This is a genomic window from Nocardia otitidiscaviarum NBRC 14405, assembly GCF_000308635.1.
Lineage (GTDB): Bacteria > Actinomycetota > Actinomycetes > Mycobacteriales > Mycobacteriaceae > Nocardia > Nocardia otitidiscaviarum.
In genome coordinates this window covers 65,237-83,026 of record NZ_BAGD01000281.1, presented here as the reverse complement: position 1 = coordinate 83,026, position 17,790 = coordinate 65,237, and the positions used below count along the sequence as shown (strand labels likewise).

The window sequence follows — 17,790 nt, the reverse complement described above, 5'->3', positions numbered from 1 at the left end:
ATCATCATGACCATCCTGAAGAAAGCCGCCGCCCGCCTGGCCGGTGTCGCGGCGACCGCCACCGTCGCGCTGGGCCTGTTCTCCCCGGGTGCCGCACACGCCGACACCTTCATCCCGCTGCCCGGCGGTGAGATCACCCAGACGCTGCCCGACGGCACCGCCGTCACCATCCGCCTGGTGAACGAGTCGGTCAACATCAACCCGTCCATGGGTGCCACTCCGCTGCACCGCAATGTGTGGGCGTCCGGCCGGGCCGAGGTGGAGATCCACGGCGAGCACAAGTACTCGAAGATCTACCCCGGCTACGTGGTCGGCTGCCAGGTCGACATCAGCGGCGGCAATGGCACCGGTGGCGCGAACGCCGCCACCACCTGGGAGGGCAAGGGCAGCGGCGGCGTCAGCACCGGCGGCAACCTGACGCTGGGCCCCGGCCAGGCGTCCACCTTCTGGCTGCTCGACCTCGAGGGCCCGGATGCCTACGGCGAGAAGAGCTACCTGCGCGGCTTCAAGTTCACCGAGCAGCAGGCGTCGGTGAACTGGAAGGACTCCACGCTCGGCCTGTCCGGCTGCGCCGGATACGCCCAGGCCCGCGCCTTCGTCGGCGTCGAGGTGACCACCAAGTTCGGCCGTTCCGAGCTGCGCCTGTGGGGCCAGCCGTTCAGCCTCGGCTGACCGGACGGCCCAGGTGCGGCCGCGGCCCCACCCGAATCCCACGGGCGGGACCGCGGCCGTGCCTGCGGTCCCATCGAAATCGAGGTAGCACCGGCGGCTCTCGGATGAGACCATGGCAGCGTCACTCGGAGGCGTCCGGGGGTTTCACACCACCCTCGCTAGCGAATTCTGGGCTACATTCGCCTGAATCGAAGAACGCACCGACTACGTCGACCCGGGAGGTCCCCTCATGACTGGCCCCGAAAACTATCCCGCCCCCGAGACCGGGGTTCCGGTCAAGGAACCCACTGTCGATCTGGATATCTTTCCACCGGAACAGCATTCACGCCTCACCGTGCTACTGCGCCTGCTGCTGATCATTCCGCAGGCCATTGTCGTCTGGTTCCTGGGGCTGGCCGCGATCGTCGTCGTGATCTGCGGCTGGTTCGGCGCGCTCGTCCTCGGCCGCCTGCCCGACTGGTGCACGGAGTTTCTGCGTGGCTACTTCTCCTACACCACTCGGGTCTACGGCTACGGCATGCTGCTGGTGGACGCCTACCCGCCCTTCGCCTGGAATCCGGCCGACTATCCGGTCCGCGTCCTGTTCCACCCGCCGACCGAACTCAACCGGCTGGCGGTGCTGTTCCGCCTGATCCTCGCCATCCCGATCCTGATCTTCGCCAGCTGGCTGACCACCGGGTGGACGGTCATCGCCTTCTTCATCTGGCTCATCGTCCTCATCACCGGCCGCATGCCGCAGCCGGTGTTCGAGGCCACCGCCGCCGTGATCCGCACGCAACTGCGCACCAGCGCCTACGCCTATCTGCTCACCCCCACCTATCTGAAGGGGCCCTTCGGTGACGGCACCCAGCCCACCGATCCGGTGCTGGCCGCCGCGCAGCCGCCGGCCGCCTCCCCCACCCGACCGCTGTGGGTTTCGCAGGGCGGCAAGATCCTGCTCATCGTCATTCTGGTGCTGGGCATTCTGGCCAGCATCGGCCAGTCCGTCGCCCAGCCCAGCTACGACGACACCGATACGGTCGACACGTCACAGGCCGACTAGGTCGTCAGCGCGGCGATTTCGGTGGCGAGTGCTGCCGCGATATCGGTGATGTCGCGGTGCACTCGCCCACGGACCACCCACCGGCCCGCGACCATCACATCGGTGACATCGGAAGCGGTTGCGGCGTACAGGGTTCCAGCGCCATCCGCACCGGCCGTACGCGGTGAGCCGGTATCGACGACCACCAGGTCGGCCTCCCGCCCGGGTGCGATCTCCCCCGGTCCGAACCAGCCCGAGGCGGCGTGCCCGGTCGCGGCGGACAGCAGTTCCACGGGCTCGAAGCGGCCTCGGCGACCGGCGGCCAGGCGTTCGTGCCATTCCAGCGCCCGGGTTTCGAACCACGGATCGACCACCGCGTTCGAATCGCTGCCCAGGCACAGCCGCACCCCGGCGTCCGCGAGCCGCCGTGCGGGGCCGATACCGTCGCCCAGATCGGATTCCGTACTGGGACACAGGCATACCCAGCTCCCCGCCAGCGCGGTGATGTCGGCGGGTTCCAGATGGGTGGCGTGGACGGCCACCGAACGGGGCGTCCACGCACCGGCCGAGGCCAGCAGTTGCGTAGGAGTGCACCCGTAGCGTTGGCGACATTCCGCGTTCTCGCGTGGCTGTTCGGAGAGATGCACGTGCAACGGGCGGTCCGCGGCTGCGGCCACCACGGTGGGCAGCTGGTCGACCGGGACGGCCCGCACGGAATGAATCGCGGCTCCGGTGACGACGAGACCGGCTGCCGGACGGAAGGATTCGACGCGTCGCGCCCAGGCGTCGGCATCGCCGTCGTCGAACCGCCGCTGCGCACCGGCGGTGGGCTGCTCGAAGCCGCCCGCCAGGTAGCACACATCGAGCAGGGTCAACCGGATTCCGGCGTCGACGGCCGCGGCGACCAGCGCGTGGGAGAACTCGTTGGGATCGGCGTAGCGCTGCCCGCCACCGGGATGGTGCAGGTAGTGGAATTCGGCGACGCTGGTGTAGCCCGCCGACACCATCTCCGCGTACACCGCACGGGCCAGCCGGTAGTAGGAATCCGGTTGCAGCCGTTCGGCCAGCGCGTACATGCGGTCGCGCCAGGTCCAGAAGCTGCCACGATCGTCATGGGTGCGCCCGCGCAGAGCACGGTGGAAGGCGTGCGAGTGGGTGTTCGCGAAGCCGGGCACCACCAGGCCGGACAGCACCGTCCCGGCGCGCGGCGCGCCGGTGGACACCGCGGTGATGACGCCGTCGGCCACCTCGACGCGCACGCCGTCCGCGACGCCGTCGGGCAGCCACGCCCGCTCGCACCAGTACGCGGTCATGCGGCGAGGCTCCGCAGCACGCGAGCCAGTTCCACTGTCCCGTAATCGATATCGGCGGGTTCGGCGAACTCCTCCGGCGCGTGGCTGATACCGGTGGGGTTGCGCACGTAGAGCATCGCCGTGGGCACGAAGGGGGCCAGCACCGCGGCATCGTGCCCGGCTCCGGTCGGCAGGATCGGCGCGCCGCCGAGCAGCGCGCCGATCCGATCCCGCAGGGCCGGATCGAAATCGGCGGTGCCCTCGAAGGACTGCTCGCGCACCTCGACCGCGCAACCCTCGAGTTCGGCCGCCGCGCCGGCCGCGGCGGTGATCTCCGCGACCAGATCGCGCACACTGCCCGGTTCGGGCAGTCGCGCGTCCAACCAGACGTCGACCTGGGACGCGATCACGTTGGTACCGCCCGGGGTCGGCGTCAGCCGCCCCACGGTGGCCCGGGCCTCCGGTACGGCCGCCGCGCACCGCCGCACCGCCAGCACCAGTTGGGCCGCGGCCACCATGGGATCGCGGCGGTCGGACATGAGCGTGGTGCCGGCGTGGTTGCCCTGTCCGGTGAAACGGAACCGCCAGCGCCCGTGCGGAATGATATTGCTGCCCACGGCCAGTGGCGCGTCCAGGTGCACCAGGCCGCGACCCTGCTCCACGTGCAGTTCCACGAATGTTCCTATGCGGCCGAGGGTTTCGTCGTCGCGGCCGAAGTGCTCCGGGCACGCTCCGGCGGCGCGGGCGGCCTCGGCGAAGGTGGTGCCGTCGGCATCGCGCAGGGCCAGCGCCTCCGGGGCGGCCAAGGTGCCGGTGAGCAGCCGAGAACCCAGGCACGGTACCCCGAAGCGGCCGCCCTCCTCCTCGGCGAACACCACGATGGCGAGCGGACGTCGCGGTGTGAATCCCTGTGCGCGCAGCAGATCGACGGCGGCCAGCGCGCTCACCACACCCAGCGGACCGTCGTAGGCCCCGCCGCCCGGGACCGAGTCCAGGTGGCTGCCGGTGACCACGGCATCCGGTCCGGGTGTGCCGAACCAGGCCCACAGGTTGGCGTTGCGATCGGTGTGCACCGCCAGGCCGCGCGCCCGGGCGGCGGCGGTGAACCACTCGCGCAGTGCGCCGTCGGCGGCGGTGAAGACATGCCGCGAATAGCCACCGCGCACGGCGTCCGCGCCGATCCGTTCGATCTCGGCCAGCAGGGTGTTGGCCGCGGGCGTCTGCACGCTCACCGGATCACCGCTCCCACAGCGGGATTCGTACATCGCGGGCGCGCGCCACCTCGTCGGCCTCCGGGTAGCCGGCGTCCACGTGACGCAGCACGCCCATCCCGGGGTCGTTGCTCAGCACCCGCTCGATCTTCTGCGCGGCGAGTTCGGTGCCGTCCGCGACGGTGACCTGTCCGGCATGGATGGACCGGCCCATGCCCACGCCGCCGCCGTGGTGAATGGACACCCAGCTCGCGCCGGAGGCGGTGTTGACCAGAGCATTGAGCAGCGGCCAGTCGGCGATGGCGTCGGAGCCGTCGGCCATGGCCTCGGTCTCGCGGTACGGCGAGGCCACCGAACCGCAGTCCAGGTGGTCGCGGCCGATCACGATGGGCGCGGACACCTCGCCGCTGGCCACCATCTCGTTGAAGCGCAGTCCGGCCAGGTGCCGTTCGCCGTAGCCGAGCCAGCAGATGCGGGCGGGCAGCCCCTGGAACTCCACCCGCTCCCCCGCCAGGCGAATCCAGCGGGCCAGGGATTCGTTGTGCGGGAACAGTTCCAGGATGGCGCGGTCGGTGGCGGCGATATCGGCCGGATCGCCGGAGAGCGCCACCCAGCGGAACGGTCCCTTGCCCTCGCAGAACAGCGGGCGGATGTAGGCGGGTACGAAGCCCGGGAAGTCGAAGGCGCGCTCGTAACCGGCGAGCTGCGCCTCGCCCCGAATCGAGTTCCCGTAGTCGAACACCTCCGCGCCGCGATCCAGGAAGCCCACCATCGCGCCGACGTGGGCGGCCATGGATTCGCGGGCGCGGCGGGTGAATTCGTCGGGCTTGCGCGCCGCGTAGTCGTCCCAGTCCTCGAGCGCCACCCCGATCGGCAGATAGGTGAGCGGGTCGTGTGCCGAGGTCTGGTCGGTGACCACGTCCACCTCGATCTCGCGGCGCAGCAGCTCCGGCAGCACCTCGGCGGCATTGCCGATGACGGCGACCGACAGCGGCCGCCGCTCGCGTTTGGCGGCCAGCACCCGGTCCAGCGCATCGTCGAGGTCGGCGGCGATCTCGTCGAGGTAGCGCGTCTCCACCCGCCGCTGCGCGTGCGCCGGATTGCATTCGATGCACAGCGCCACACCGTCGTTCATGGTGACGGCCAGCGGCTGCGCACCGCCCATGCCGCCCAGACCCGCTGTGACGGTGAGGGTTCCGGCCAGGCTGCCGCCGAAGCGCTTGGCCGCCACGGCCGCGAAGGTCTCGTAGGTGCCCTGCAGGATGCCCTGGGTGCCGATGTAGATCCAGGATCCGGCCGTCATCTGGCCGTACATGGTGAGCCCCATGGACTCGAGCCGCCGGAACTCCGGCCACGTCGCCCAGTCCGGCACGAGATTGGAGTTCGCGATGAGCACCCGGGGCGCCCATTCATGGGTGCGCAGCACACCGACCGGCTTGCCCGACTGCACCAGCAGCGTCTCGTCCGCGCCCAGATCGGTCAGACAGCGGCCGATGGCGTCGAAACTGGCCCAGTCCCGGGCCGCCTTGCCGGTGCCGCCGTAGACGACGAGATCCTGAGGGCGTTCGGCGACCTCGGGATCGAGGTTGTTGTGCAGCATGCGCAGCGCCGCCTCGGCCTGCCAGGTGCGCGCGGTGAGTTCGCCGCCGCGGGCGGCGCGAATGGTCCTGCTCATGAGTTCGAAATCCCCTCGTCGAGAATGCGATCGACCGCACCGGTTCGGATCAGCTCCACCGCCGCGGCGATATCCGGAGCGAGATGGCGATCCGGGCCCGGCCCGGGTACGTGGGTGCGCAGTAGATCCCGCACCGCGCCGGTCACGGGTGCGGGCCGCAGCGGCGCGCGCAGGTCGAGCGCTCGTGCGGCGGTGAGCAATTCGATGGCCAGCACGGTGGTCAGCCCGTCCACGGCGCGGCGCAGCTTGCGTGCGGCCGCCCAGCCCATGGACACATGGTCCTCCTGCATGGCACTGGACGGAATGGAATCCACCGAGGCGGGAGCCGCGCAGCGCTTCAGCTCCGACACCACCCCGGCCTGGGTGTACTGGGCGATCATGTAGCCGGAGTCGACGCCCGGGTCGTCGGCCAGGAACGGCGGCAGGCCGTGCGAGCGATGCACATCGAGCATGCGGTCGGTGCGACGCTCGGCGATGGACGCCACATCCGCGATGGCGATGGCCAGGAAGTCCAGTACATACGCGACCGGTGCGCCGTGGAAGTTGCCGTTGGACTCCACCCGGCCGTCGTCGAGCACCACCGGATTGTCGACGGCTGCGCGCAGTTCCCGCTCGGCCACGGTCTCCGCGTACGCCAGGGTGTCGCGCGCCGCGCCGTGCACCTGCGGGGCACAGCGCAGCGAGTAGGCGTCCTGCACGCGCGGGCAGTCGTCGCCGCGGTGGCTGGCGACGATCGCCGAATCGGCGAGCGCCGCACGCATATTCGCCGCGGACACGGCCTGCCCGGGATGCGGGCGCAAGCCCTGGAGGTCGGCGGCGAACACCCGATCGGTGCCCAACTGCGCCTCCACGCTCATGGCGGCCGTCAGATCGGCCACATCGAACAGTCGGTGCAGATCGTCGATGGCCAGCACCAGCATGCCGAGCATGCCGTCGGTGCCGTTGGTCAGCGCCAGCCCCTCCTTCTCCGCCAGCACCAGCGGGGTGAGCCCGGCCGCGGCGCTGGCCTCGGCCATGGGGCGCGGGCCGTCCGGACCGTGCACCGAGCCCTCACCCATGAGCGCCAGCGCCACGGCCGCGAGCGGGGCCAGATCACCGGAGCAGCCCAGCGAACCGTATTCCGGCACCACCGGAATCAGGCCGCTGTCCAGCAGCGCCGCCAACGCCCGCGCGGTCTCCGGCCGCACGCCGGTGTGCCCGGACATGAGGGTGCGCAGGCGCAGCAGCATCATGGCCCGCACCACCTCCGCCTCCACCGGCGTGCCCGCGCCCGCGGCATGGGAGCGGATGAGCGAGCGTTGCAGGTCGGTGCGCCGGTCCGGCGGGATATGCCGCAGGGCCAGCGCGCCGAAGCCGGTGGACACGCCGTATACCGGCCGTTCCCCGTGCGCCAGCTCGTCGATATGGCCGCGCACCTTCGCCAGGTGAGCCAGATCCGGTTCGGCGAGTTCCACACGCGCGCCGTGCCGCGCGACCGCCACCACCTCCGATCGCGTCACAGGGTTCGCGCTCACCAGCACCCGCTGGATTCCGATCGTCATGGGCACCATTCCAGCGCCTCGGGCCGTCGCGATCGAGCACCCCGGGCCGGGTTTTGTCTGGTATTTCAGACAGAATGGACCGCGGACGGGTGAGGTGATGGCGGATGAGCGGTGATATTCCGGCGCTGCGGCGCGGTCTGCGCATCCTCGGACTGCTCGCGCAGCGGCCGCATCCGGTGCCCGCCGCGGTGATCGCCCGCGAGCTCGACATCCCCCGCTCGTCCACGTATCAGCTGCTCAACGAGTTGCAGGCGGCCGGGTACGTGGCCTATCTGGCGGCCGAGCGCAAATACGGGCTCGGTATCGGCGCGTTCGAGATCGGTTCGGCCTACCTGCGGCACGATCCGCTCGAGCGGGTGGCGGCTCCGCTGCTGCGCGGTGTGGTGGACGCGGTCGGCTGCACCGGGCACCTCGGCGTCCTGCACGGCAACGAGTCGCTGTACCTCATCGAGCAGCGACCGCCGCGCCCGCAGACCCTGGTCACCGATGTGGGGGTGCGCCTGCCCGCCCATCTCACCGCCACCGGGCGGGCCATCCTCGGGCATCTGACGCCGAAACACGTGCGCGCGCTCTTTCCGGGCCCGGCCGCGTTTCCCATGCGCACCTCCCGAGGCCCGCGCGAGCTGCGGGCGCTGCGCCACCTGCTGCGCGTGGAGGCCGCACGCGGCTGGGCGGTCGAGGACGGCTACATCACGCCGGGTTTCGCCACCGTCGCCCACGCGGTGTTCGATCACGGCGGGCGACCCATCGCCGCCCTCGGGCTCACGCTGCGCCACCACTGCCCGGACGAGGCGATCGAATGCGGTCACACCTGGCCGGAGCTGGCCGCCCCGCTGCGCACCGCCGCCGCGGCCGTGACCGCCGCCATCGGCGGCCGTGCTCCGGCCGGGTGAACGCGGTTCAGACCACCGGAACCGGATCGGGTACCGCCGCCTGGGCGGCCTGCACCGCGGCCAGCGCGTTGAGCCTGCCGAAGCCGTACCTGGCACTGTGGCCCGCCGCGTCGTATCCGCCGCCGGAACTGTCGATGCGATCGCAGGAGCCCTGGAGCAGATCTTTGACCTGCCGCCAGGTCAGCTCCGGACGCACCGACAGCACCAGGGCCGCGACGCCGGCCGCACCCGGGCAGGCGCTCGAGGTGCCGCCGAAACTGTTGGTGAAATGTCCTGCGGCATCGCCCCATTCGGGATCGCCCGGGTTGTAGCCGTCCGTGCCGCGACGGTCGACGGTCCAGATGCCCGGGGTGAGGGGGTCGGGATGGCCGAAGGGGGCGTGGCCGAAATCGTTGCTGGGGAAGGCACACCACACGGCCTTGCCGAAATCGCTGTAGACGCTGCGTTTTCCGGTGTCGTTGCAGGCCGCGACGGCGATCACGGACGGGTGGCTGGCGTAGCCGTCGTTGTCGACGGACTCGTTGCCGTTGCCCGCGGCGAAGCAGATGACGCAGCCCTTGCCGCCGCGACCCTTGGTGATCACGTAGTCGATGGCGAGCCGGGTGCTGGCGGGCATGGGCACCACGCGCTGATGGGCCGGATCGTCGGGCCGGAACCACAGGCCGTCGGCCGGGCCCCAGCTGCACGAGATGACGTCCGCGCCGTGATCGGCCGCCCACTGGAACGCCTGCGCCTCCGCCTGGGAACCGAGACCCGAGGCCAGGCGAATCGGCATGAGGGCCGCGTCGGGAGCCACCCCGGACGCACCGAGCGCGCCATTGGCGCAGGCCACGCCCGCGCAGGCGGTGCCGTGATTGTCGCCGAAGTCGGGACCGGTGCCGAACGGGTCCTTCGGTCGCGGATCGTCGGTGCGCAGGGTGGCGTCGCGCGGGGCGACCACCTTGCCGGTACCGGCGAATTCCGGATGGTCGATGTCCACGCCGTCGTCGACGACGGCCACAATCGCGCCGGAGCCGCGGGTGATGGCATGGGCCGCTTCGACATTCGCGTGCGCGTCCACGGTGACCCCGCCGATGACGGTGGTGCGCAGATGCCACTGTGGGGGAAAGACGGCCTTGCGGGCGCGGCGGCGAATGAGTTCGGGGTGGGAGTAGATGACGTCGGCGCGGCGCAGCAGTGTGTTCGCGATATCGAAGGTTCGCTGTCCGGTACCTTCCGGCGCGGCGGCGAAGTAGGCGTTCTCGGCGTAGTCCACCCGCTGTTTGATCGACAGCCCGGCCTCGCGCAGCACGGCCTCGCAGTCGCGTGGATCCGCCTCGTCGACGAACTTCACGAAGATGTTCTCGGTGTACAGCACGGGTTCGTCGCCGACCGGATCCACCAGCACGTGTCCGGCGAAACGCACCTCGGGCGCGGCGTTCAGCCGCGTCTTGCGTTCCTCGACCGACCGGGATCCGGGCGGAATGCGATACACCTCGACCCCCGCCTCGGGGTAGGTCTGCACGAGGCTCGCGTCCTCGAGCACCCCGCTGACGGGCGTGCGCACCGACCCCGCCTGCAACGGCACCCCGCGCCCGTACCGCGCGCGCACCACGATCAGATCCGGACTCTGCTCGAGTTCGAAACCGGGTTCGTCCTTCGTCCCGAAATTCGCGGTAGGCATGATGACTCCCTTTCGCCCTGCAACCCCGGACCCACCGTAGAACCTATCCCCGGCACATCGCGGTGTACCGAGTACCCGAGTACTCGATTCGCGGCGGAGACCCCGTCGCTACCGGGCGTCCGTTACCGGGCGTCGGGGACGTATCCGGCGTGGTGGGAGAACCGCCCGGGGCGGCGACTGCCCCGGGCGGCGGCGCGGCTACGGGATCAGCAGCCAGGCGAGGAGGTTGTTGATTGCCGAGGTGACGTCATCGATGAAGCGCGGGATCATAGGTATTCCTCCTTCGTGAAGATGCGTTATGGAGCAAGGTGATTCGTGCGGTGATCGCTATTCGTTGCCGCGCGGGGAAAGGATGGCTACCGGTCGGCATTGGCCGGAAGTCGGTGGCCGACCAGGGCGTTCGGTTTGCAAAACTAACTTCTTTACGGAATCATTACCATCGAGCGAGCCGGGAGGTCTGGACGGAGAACACTCCGCGACAACGGCTGATGCCCCACCCGCCGCCATGACTGTGACGGGATAGCTGAAAGTAGATGGTGGCACACGAAACCGCGCTCGCACTCATTCAACTGGGCGCGGTCTTTTTCGGATTGGGACTGCTCGGACGACTGGCCGCGCGGATCGGTATGTCGCCGATCCCGCTGTACCTGATCGGCGGGCTGGTATTCGGCACCGGCGGGCTGGTCGAACTCGACCACATCGACGAGTTCATTCATCTCGCCAGCGAGATCGGCGTGGTGCTGCTGCTGTTGCTGCTCGGATTGGAGTACAGCGCAAGCGAACTCGTCACAGGTATGCGCAGATCCTGGGCGGCGGGCGTGGTCGACCTGGTGTTGAACGCCACCCCGGGCGTGCTGGTGGCGCTGTGGCTGGGCTGGGGCGTGACCGGGGCGGTGGCCATGGCGGGCGTCACCTACATCTCCTCCTCCGGCATCGTCGCCAAGGTGCTCAACGACCTCGGCCGACTCGGCAACCGGGAGACGCCGACCATTCTGTCGATCCTGGTGTTCGAGGACCTCGTCATGGCCGGATATCTGCCGGTGCTCACCGCGGTGCTGGCCGGAATCGGCTTCCTCGCCGGGCTGCAGTCGGTCGCCATCGCGCTGGCGGCGGTCACCGTGGTGCTCGTGGTGGCACTGCGCTACGGCCGCTACGTATCCATGATCGTGGACAGCGATATTCGCGAGATCTTCCTGCTCAAACTGCTGGGCGCGGCACTGCTGATCGCCGGGGTCGCCTCCGCGCTCCAGGTCTCGGCCGCGGTGGGCGCGTTCCTGCTGGGTATCGCGATCTCGGGATCGACGGCGCACAATGCCGCCAAACTCCTGGAACCGCTGCGCGATCTCTTCGCCGCGCTGTTCTTCGTCCTGTTCGGGCTGAGCACCGACCCCAGCAGCATCCCGCCCGTACTCGGCTGGGCCGTCGCGTTGGCCGTGGTGACCACCGCCGCCAAACTCTTCACCGGCTGGTGGGCCGCCCGCCGCGCCGGAGCCTCCCGCAACGGCCGCGCACGGGCGGGTGCGGCGCTGGTGGCGCACGGGGAGTTCTCCATCGTCATCGCCGGACTCGCGGTCGCGGCCGGTGCGGTACCGGCGGAATTCGCGGCCCTGGCGACCACCTACGTCCTACTCATGGCCGTGCTCGGACCGATCGCCGCCCGCGTGGTGGAACCACTGCTGCGCACCTTCACGCCGCCGGTGCGGGTCAGCGCCTGACGGACCGCTCGAAACCGGTGCCGTCCGGTTGTCGTGCTCAGCGTTGTGCCGATCGTCTGGTGGGTAGAGGCTGGGACGTACCCGGCCGCCGACGAAAGAGGATCGATGAAATACGTGCTGCTGTTCATCGAGGACGAGAAGTTCGCCGCCGAGCTGGAAGCCATGTCGCCCTCGGAGCGTGAGCACGCCTACGAGCGGGTCGGCCGGTGGATGACCGAGCACGCCGACCGGATCCGCGGCGGCTCGAAACTGCGTGTCCCCGAGACCGCCACCACCGTGCGGCTCGGCGGCGCGGAACCGATCATCAGCGACGGTCCGTTCGTGGAGGGCAAGGAGGTGGTCAGCGGCTACACCGAGATCGACGTGGCCGATCTCGACGAGGCGCTGGCCATGGTGCGGACCTGGCCCGGCTGCCCGATCGTCGAGATCAGGCCGATCGAATCCTGAGATGGGCCAGCCCACCACCGATCCCCACGCCGTCCCCTCGCACGCGGAGTTGGCGCGGACGCTGCGCGAGCACGCGGCGCGGCTGACCGCCACGCTGGTCGCCCTGCTCGGGGATGTGGGCGCGGCCGAGGATCTCGTGCAGGACGCGGTGGAGAGCGCCCTGCGGCGCTGGCCCGTCGCCGGCATTCCGGACCATCCGGATGCCTGGTTGCTGACCGTGGCGCGGCGGCGCGGGATCGATATCCTGCGCCGCGAGCGCACCTACCGCGCCAAGCTCGCGCAGGTGCAATGGCCGGTCCGTGCCGAGCCCGACGATCGGCTGCGGCTCATCTTCACCTGCTGCCATCCGGCCCTGCCGCGCACCGCGCAGATCGCGCTCACCCTGCGTGTGGTGTGCGGTCTGACGACCGCGCAGATCGCCGCGGCCTTCCTGGTCCCGGAACCCACCGTGGCGCGACGTCTGACCCGCGCCAAACGCAAGATCGCCGAAGCCGCCATCCCCTACCGGATTCCGGACGCGGACGACCTTCCGGCCCGGCTGGACGAGGTGCTGGCGGTCATCTATCTGATGTTCAACGAGGCGTACCTCTCCTCTACGGCTGACGCGGTGCACCGGCCTGATCTGGCCGCGGACGCGGAATGGCTGGCCGCGCTACTGGCCGAACTCATGCCCACCGAACCCGAGGTCGCCGGACTGCTGGCCCTGATCCGGCTACACCGGGCCCGCACCCCCGCCCGCTTCGACACCGACGGATTGGTGCTGCTGCGCGACCAGGATCGCGACCGCTGGGACCGCCGCGCCATCGCCGACGCCACCGCCCTGCTCACCCGCGCCGCCCGCCGCCACCGACCCGGGCCGTATCAACTCCAGGCGGCACTGGTGGCCTGCCACGCGGAGGCACCCACCTGGGCGGACACCGACTGGCCGCAACTGCTGGCCCTCTACGACATGCTGCTGTTCCTGGCCCCCTCACCGGTCACCCGCCTGCACCGCACCATCGTCTCGAGCTATGTGCACGGCCCCCGCCGAGCCCTCACCGAACTCGAACCGCTCGCCCCCGCGCTCGACCGCTACCCGCTCTTCCACGCCACCCGCGCCGAACTGCACCGCGCCCTCGGTGAGACCGCCGCCGCCCAAGCCGCCGACGAACGCGCCCGAGAACTCACCGCCAACCCGGCCCAGCAATCCTTGCTCGACCGACGACTGGAGTGGGGATGACGGATTCCATCCCGGCGTTGTCGCATTCCGGGCGGCACCGATCGTCTGGAGGATATGACGACAATTCAGCCGATCCCCAGCACCTATCGTCGCGTCACCCCGGCCCTGGTGGTCTCCGGTGCCGCGAAGGCCCTCGAGTTCTACACCGAGGTCTTCGGGGCCACCGAACGCATGCGCTTCCCCGGTCCGGACGGCGGTATCGCCCACGCCGAGATCGAGATCGGTGACGCGGTACTCATCGTCGAAGACGAATCGCCGATGTTCGGCACTACCGCGCCCCCGCCCGCGGGCCTGCCCGGCACACCGATCTTCCTCTTCCTCTACGTCGCCGATGTCGACGACACCGTGCGCCGCGCGGCGGAACTGGGCGCAACCGTGGTCCGACCACCCCAGAACCAGTTCTACGGCGACCGCGACGCCCACCTCACCGACCCCTTCGGACACACTTGGACGATCGCTACCCACGTCGAGGATGTCGCGCCGGAGGAGATGACGCGCCGCATGGCGGAGCTGAGCGGTTCGCCGGACAGCGCGGATCACTCCGGCTGAGCAGCCTGCACCACCGACCCGATCACCCGCTCGATGCGTTCGGCGGCGTGGTCGGGTTCGGGTTGTCCCGCGTCGAGCCACGCGATCACGGCTTCGAGAGTGAGGGTGGGAACCAGCCGAACGGCCCACACCCGCCACGGCCCCTCCGGAATGGCCGCGGCCAGGTGCCGCTCGGCGATATCGGCCGAGGCCGTGCGGATGCCGTCGACGACGTCGCGGAACTCCGGCTCCCGGACGGCATGCCGGAACAGCAGCCGGAAGCCGTCCGGATCGGCGGCCGCGGCGCGCAGCAGCGCCGGCACCGAACCCTCGTCGTAGTGGTCGACGCCGACCGTCTCGGCGAGGTGGACGCAGGCGCGGTCGAGGACGGCTCGGTAGAGCTCGTTCTTCGAGGTGAAGTGCCGGTAGACGATGACGTGGGTGATCCCGGCCGCCGCCGCCACATCGTCCAAACTCGTTGCGGCGTAACCACCCCGGGCGAACACCCGGGTCGCCGCGGCGAGGATCTGCTCGCGGCGCTCCGCCCGCGGCAATCGGCGAACGGCCGTCATCCCACCTCCTCTTGTTAAGGAGAGAATATACAAGTAGCGTTGTTTAAGTAGTCTTATACAAGAGTGCTTGTACTTATGGAGTAGTCATGAACCCCTTACCGCAGCTGCCGTTCGAGAAACCGCACGCTCTCGCCGCCGTACCGCAACTGCTCGACCTGCGGTCCAGAGGGGCCATCCACCGCGTACGCACCGCGGTCGGCGACGAGGCGTGGCTGGTCACCGACCACGCACAGGTGCGCGCGCTGCTGGACGACGACCGCCTCGGCCGCGCCCACCCGGAACCCGAAAAGGCCGCGCGGACCGGACATTCGGCGCTGTTCGGCGGTCCACTGGGCAATTTCGACACCGAGCGCGCCGATCACGCCCGTATGCGCGGCCTGCTGCGACCGCACTTCACACCCGCACATATGCGCGCCCTACGGCCCCGGGTCAGCGAGCTGACGACGCAATTGCTGGACGAACTGGAGAAGCAGGGCCAACCCGCCGACCTGCACGCGGCGGTGGCGCTCCCGCTGCCCATTCTGGTGATCTGCGAACTGCTCGGGGTGCCCTACCAGGACCGCGACCGGTTCCACGCCTGGACACAGGCCGCCGCCGACACCGTGGACGGAGCCCGATCCGAGCAGGGACTGGCGACACTGTTCGACTACGGCCTGCGACTGGTCGCTCGCAAACGCGCGAACCCCGCCGACGACGTGATCTCCCGGCTGTGCGCCACCGAGGGCGTGCCCGATACCGAGATCGCGAGTCTGTCCATGGCCCTGCTGTTCGCCGGACACGAGACCACCGTGGTCCAGATAGGCTTGGGTACAGCACATCTGCTGGCCGACCGCACCCAGTGGCAGACCTTGCTCACGCAGCCCGAACTGATCCAGGGCGCGGTGGAGGAGCTACTGCGGGCACCCGCGAAGGGCGGCGGGGGCATCCCCCGGTACGCCCGAACCAGCCTGGAGATCGACGGCACAACCGTCCAGGCGGGAGAGCTCGTGCTCTTGGACAACGGTGCGGCCAACCACGACCCGACGGTGTTCCCCGAACCCGCACGGACGGACGTAACACGTTCGGCGGCACAACATCTCACCTTCGGACACGGCGCCCGCTACTGCCTCGGCGCACCACTGGCCCGCATCGAATTGCAGGAGGTGTTCGCCCAGCTCATCCCGCGCTTTCCGAATATGCGGCTGGCGGTGGAGCCCGAGCGACTACGGACGCGGCCGAATGTGCTCACCGGGGGGCTCCTGGAACTACCCGTGGCCTGGTGAGGAAGCGGGGCGGTGCAAGCGCCTGCCCCGCCGCTCGATTCGGCTACTGAGGCGTATCCGAGGCTCCCCGGTCACGATGCCGCGATGCCGTCGACGATCATGTCGACGGCGGCGCGAATCGTCTCCGCCGATATCTCGCGGCCCAGGTGAGTGGCGTGAATGTGAACCAGGCCGCCGAGCGACAGCACGACCGTGCGCGGGTCGGCGGTGGCCGCGACCTCGCCTCTGGACTGGGCGCGGCGCACGATCTGCTCGGAGGCGGTGAGGCGGTGGTGCCAGTACTCCTCGCGCATGGCGGTGACCTCGGGGTCGTCGTCGGCCACCACGGTTCCGCGCACCAGGGCGGTTCCGGTGGGGGTCGCCACGAAACGGGCCAGGGCGGTGGCGAATTCCGCCAGATCGGCGCGGATCGAACCGGTGTCGGGGATCGGGACCTCGGCGGCGGTGCGGGAGACCAGCGCGTCGGCGAGTAGGCGGGCGAGGGTCTTCCAGCGGCGATAGATGGAGGTCTCGTGCACGCCCGCCGCGACCGCCACATCGGCGATGCGCACCTGGTCGATGCCCACCGCCTCGACCCGGGCGATGGTCGCGTCGAGTACCGCTCGCCGCAGCTTCACGCCGCGCAGCTGCGGGGGCTTCGGCTTGTTCACGCCGGGAACCTTATCGCAAGTTCTCTTGCGTTTCTGTCGGTGGCGTCCTACGGTGGCCGTATCGCAAGTCAACTTGCGATAGAAGTGAGGAATCATGTCGATGGCGACTACCCACTCCGGCCGCTGGCGCGGTGAGATCACCGACGGTGTAGCCGTTTTCCGCGGCGTGCGCTACGCCCGCGCGCTGCGTTTCGAACCACCCCGTCGACTCGGCCCGCCCGACAACCCGGTGGGTCCGGTATCCATTGCGCCGCAGACGCCTTCGCGCATGGAGGCGATTATGGGCGCACCGGAGACGCTGCCGTGGTCCGAGGACTGCCTGTCGGCGACGGTCACCGTCCCCGCCGACGCCGAGCCGGGCACACTGCCCGTGCTGGTCTGGCTGCACGGCGGGGCGTACCTGTCCGGCAGCGGCGCATGGGCGTGGTACGGCGCGCGGCGACTGGTGCGGGAGACCGGGATCGCGGTCGTCGCCGTCAACTACCGGCTCGGTGCGCTGGGTTATCTACGTGCGGCGGGTGTATCGCCGGGCAACCTCGGCCTGCTCGACCAGATCACGGCGCTGGAATGGGTCCGCGACACCATCGCGGACTTCGGCGGCGATCCCGAGAATGTCACCGTCGCAGGGCAATCCGCGGGCGGGCAGTCCATCGCGGCACTGCTGGGGATCCCGCGTACCCGGTCACTGTTCCACCGCGCCATCCTGCAGAGCGCACCGCTGGGATTGTCATTCCCCGACCGCGACCGCGCGGAACGGGCGGGTCGGGCGGTACTCGACCGGCTCGACGGAGACCCGCGCACCGCACCGATCGACGCCGTCATGCGGGCACAGGGTGCGGCGGTGCGGACGCTGGCCGGACCCGGCGGGCTCAACGCCGCACCACCGTTCCTGCCGATCGCCGGGGTGGACCCGCTGCCGGATCGGGAAGCCTGGCGCGATGAGGTGCGACACCGGGCGCGGGCGCTGCGGGTGATCATCGGCCACACCGAGCACGAGATGGCCGCCTTCCACGGCCCGCATCCGGTCTTCGCGGCGGTTCGCCGGGTCCCCGCCGTCGGGCGGCGGATCGCGGCGGCGGTATCGAATGCGATGGGACGCAGAGTCTTCGAGGAACCGGCCAGGCTCTTCGCCGACGAGCTCACCACCGCCGGTGCGGTGGTCCACCGCTACCGCGTCGAACCGCTGGCACCGGACGCGCCGTTCGGCGCCTGCCACTGCATCGACCTGCCACTACTGCTCGGTGACGCCGACGCCTGGCGCGACGCGCCCATGCTGCGCGGTCTCCCCTTCGACCGGGTCGACACCCTCGGTGCGCCCATGCGCCGCGCCTGGGGCGAATTCGTGCGCTCGGGCACCGCCGACCCACTGCGCTGGCAACCGCACACCGTCGGCTCCCGCACCTGCTTTCCCTTCCCTTGATCACGAAAG

At 70.1% G+C, this 17,790-nt stretch carries 16 protein-coding genes; 9 read left to right on the top strand and 7 right to left on the bottom strand.

All coding sequences use genetic code 11. The annotated features are described in order from the left end of the window. Positions 1-6 precede the first annotated feature (6 nt). Both ON31_RS33630 and ON31_RS33625 read left to right on the top strand, forming a co-directional pair. Entirely contained in the window at positions 7-672 is a 666-nt protein-coding gene (locus ON31_RS33630; protein ID WP_029931914.1) for an MspA family porin, read from the top strand. 229 nt (positions 673-901) lie between these two features. Next, positions 902-1,714 (top strand): DUF4389 domain-containing protein, encoded by an 813-nt coding sequence (locus ON31_RS33625; RefSeq protein ID WP_051038263.1) that lies wholly within the window; start codon positions 902-904, stop codon positions 1,712-1,714. On the opposite strand, the gene ON31_RS33620 is transcribed toward ON31_RS33625, so the two are convergent. Genes ON31_RS33620 through hutH form a run of 4 tightly spaced genes read right to left on the bottom strand, consistent with a single transcriptional unit; the run spans position 1,711 to position 7,412 of the window. Further along, the gene (locus ON31_RS33620; RefSeq protein ID WP_039819248.1) at positions 1,711-3,006 is read right to left on the bottom strand and encodes a formimidoylglutamate deiminase; all 1,296 of its coding nucleotides are present in this window, start codon (positions 3,004-3,006) and stop codon (positions 1,711-1,713) included. The two genes, ON31_RS33625 and ON31_RS33620, sit on opposite strands and share 4 nt — an antisense overlap. Further along, positions 3,003-4,217 (bottom strand): allantoate amidohydrolase, encoded by a 1,215-nt coding sequence (locus ON31_RS33615; protein WP_255222366.1) that lies wholly within the window; start codon positions 4,215-4,217, stop codon positions 3,003-3,005. The genes ON31_RS33620 and ON31_RS33615 overlap by 4 nt, the downstream gene beginning before the upstream one ends. Positions 4,218-4,221: 4 nt before the next feature. Next, on the bottom strand, positions 4,222-5,871 hold the full coding sequence (hutU, locus tag ON31_RS33610) for a urocanate hydratase (RefSeq protein WP_039819247.1): 1,650 nt from the start codon (positions 5,869-5,871) through the stop codon (positions 4,222-4,224). Further along, the gene (hutH, locus tag ON31_RS33605) at positions 5,868-7,412 is read right to left on the bottom strand and encodes a histidine ammonia-lyase (RefSeq protein WP_039819393.1); all 1,545 of its coding nucleotides are present in this window, start codon (positions 7,410-7,412) and stop codon (positions 5,868-5,870) included. Before hutH ends, hutU begins: the two co-directional genes overlap by 4 nt. A gap of 104 nt (positions 7,413-7,516) precedes the next feature. Between hutH and ON31_RS33600 the strand changes: the two genes are divergently transcribed. Then, positions 7,517-8,305 carry an IclR family transcriptional regulator gene (locus tag ON31_RS33600; protein WP_039819246.1) on the top strand — a complete coding sequence of 263 codons (789 nt, stop codon included), beginning with the start codon at positions 7,517-7,519 and terminating at the stop codon, positions 8,303-8,305. A gap of 7 nt (positions 8,306-8,312) precedes the next feature. On the opposite strand, the gene ON31_RS33595 is transcribed toward ON31_RS33600, so the two are convergent. Continuing rightward, positions 8,313-9,968, bottom strand: a complete 1,656-nt coding sequence (locus ON31_RS33595) for a S8 family peptidase (RefSeq protein WP_039819245.1) — start codon at positions 9,966-9,968, stop codon at positions 8,313-8,315. 533 nt (positions 9,969-10,501) lie between these two features. Here ON31_RS33595 and ON31_RS33590 point away from each other — a divergent pair. From ON31_RS33590 to ON31_RS33575, 4 genes are all read left to right on the top strand, one after another. Next, positions 10,502-11,683 (top strand): cation:proton antiporter, encoded by a 1,182-nt coding sequence (locus ON31_RS33590; RefSeq protein ID WP_039819244.1) that lies wholly within the window; start codon positions 10,502-10,504, stop codon positions 11,681-11,683. 105 nt (positions 11,684-11,788) lie between these two features. Next, a complete protein-coding gene (locus ON31_RS33585; protein WP_039819242.1) occupies positions 11,789-12,130 on the top strand; it encodes a YciI family protein in 342 nt (113 codons plus the stop codon). 1 nt (position 12,131) lies between these two features. Then, positions 12,132-13,349 carry an RNA polymerase sigma factor gene (locus ON31_RS33580; RefSeq protein ID WP_039819241.1) on the top strand — a complete coding sequence of 406 codons (1,218 nt, stop codon included), beginning with the start codon at positions 12,132-12,134 and terminating at the stop codon, positions 13,347-13,349. A gap of 54 nt (positions 13,350-13,403) precedes the next feature. Beyond that, positions 13,404-13,898 carry a VOC family protein gene (locus tag ON31_RS33575; protein ID WP_039819240.1) on the top strand — a complete coding sequence of 165 codons (495 nt, stop codon included), beginning with the start codon at positions 13,404-13,406 and terminating at the stop codon, positions 13,896-13,898. On the opposite strand, the gene ON31_RS33570 is transcribed toward ON31_RS33575, so the two are convergent. After that, positions 13,886-14,449, bottom strand: coding sequence for a TetR/AcrR family transcriptional regulator (locus ON31_RS33570; protein ID WP_039819238.1), 564 nt, complete (start codon positions 14,447-14,449; stop codon positions 13,886-13,888). The genes ON31_RS33575 and ON31_RS33570 overlap by 13 nt on opposite strands. An 86-nt stretch (positions 14,450-14,535) precedes the next feature. On the opposite strand from ON31_RS33570, the gene ON31_RS33565 reads away from it, so the two are divergent. Next, a complete protein-coding gene (locus ON31_RS33565) occupies positions 14,536-15,711 on the top strand; it encodes a cytochrome P450 (RefSeq protein ID WP_039819237.1) in 1,176 nt (391 codons plus the stop codon). Positions 15,712-15,782: 71 nt separating this feature from the next. Here ON31_RS33565 and ON31_RS33560 read toward each other — a convergent pair whose 3' ends face one another. After that, complete coding sequence (locus tag ON31_RS33560; protein ID WP_039819236.1) at positions 15,783-16,361, bottom strand: TetR-like C-terminal domain-containing protein; 579 nt, start codon at positions 16,359-16,361, stop codon at positions 15,783-15,785. Between the two features lie 100 nt (positions 16,362-16,461). On the opposite strand from ON31_RS33560, the gene ON31_RS33555 reads away from it, so the two are divergent. Further along, positions 16,462-17,781, top strand: a complete 1,320-nt coding sequence (locus ON31_RS33555) for a carboxylesterase family protein (RefSeq protein ID WP_051038299.1) — start codon at positions 16,462-16,464, stop codon at positions 17,779-17,781. The last annotated feature ends 9 nt before the right edge of the window (positions 17,782-17,790 follow it).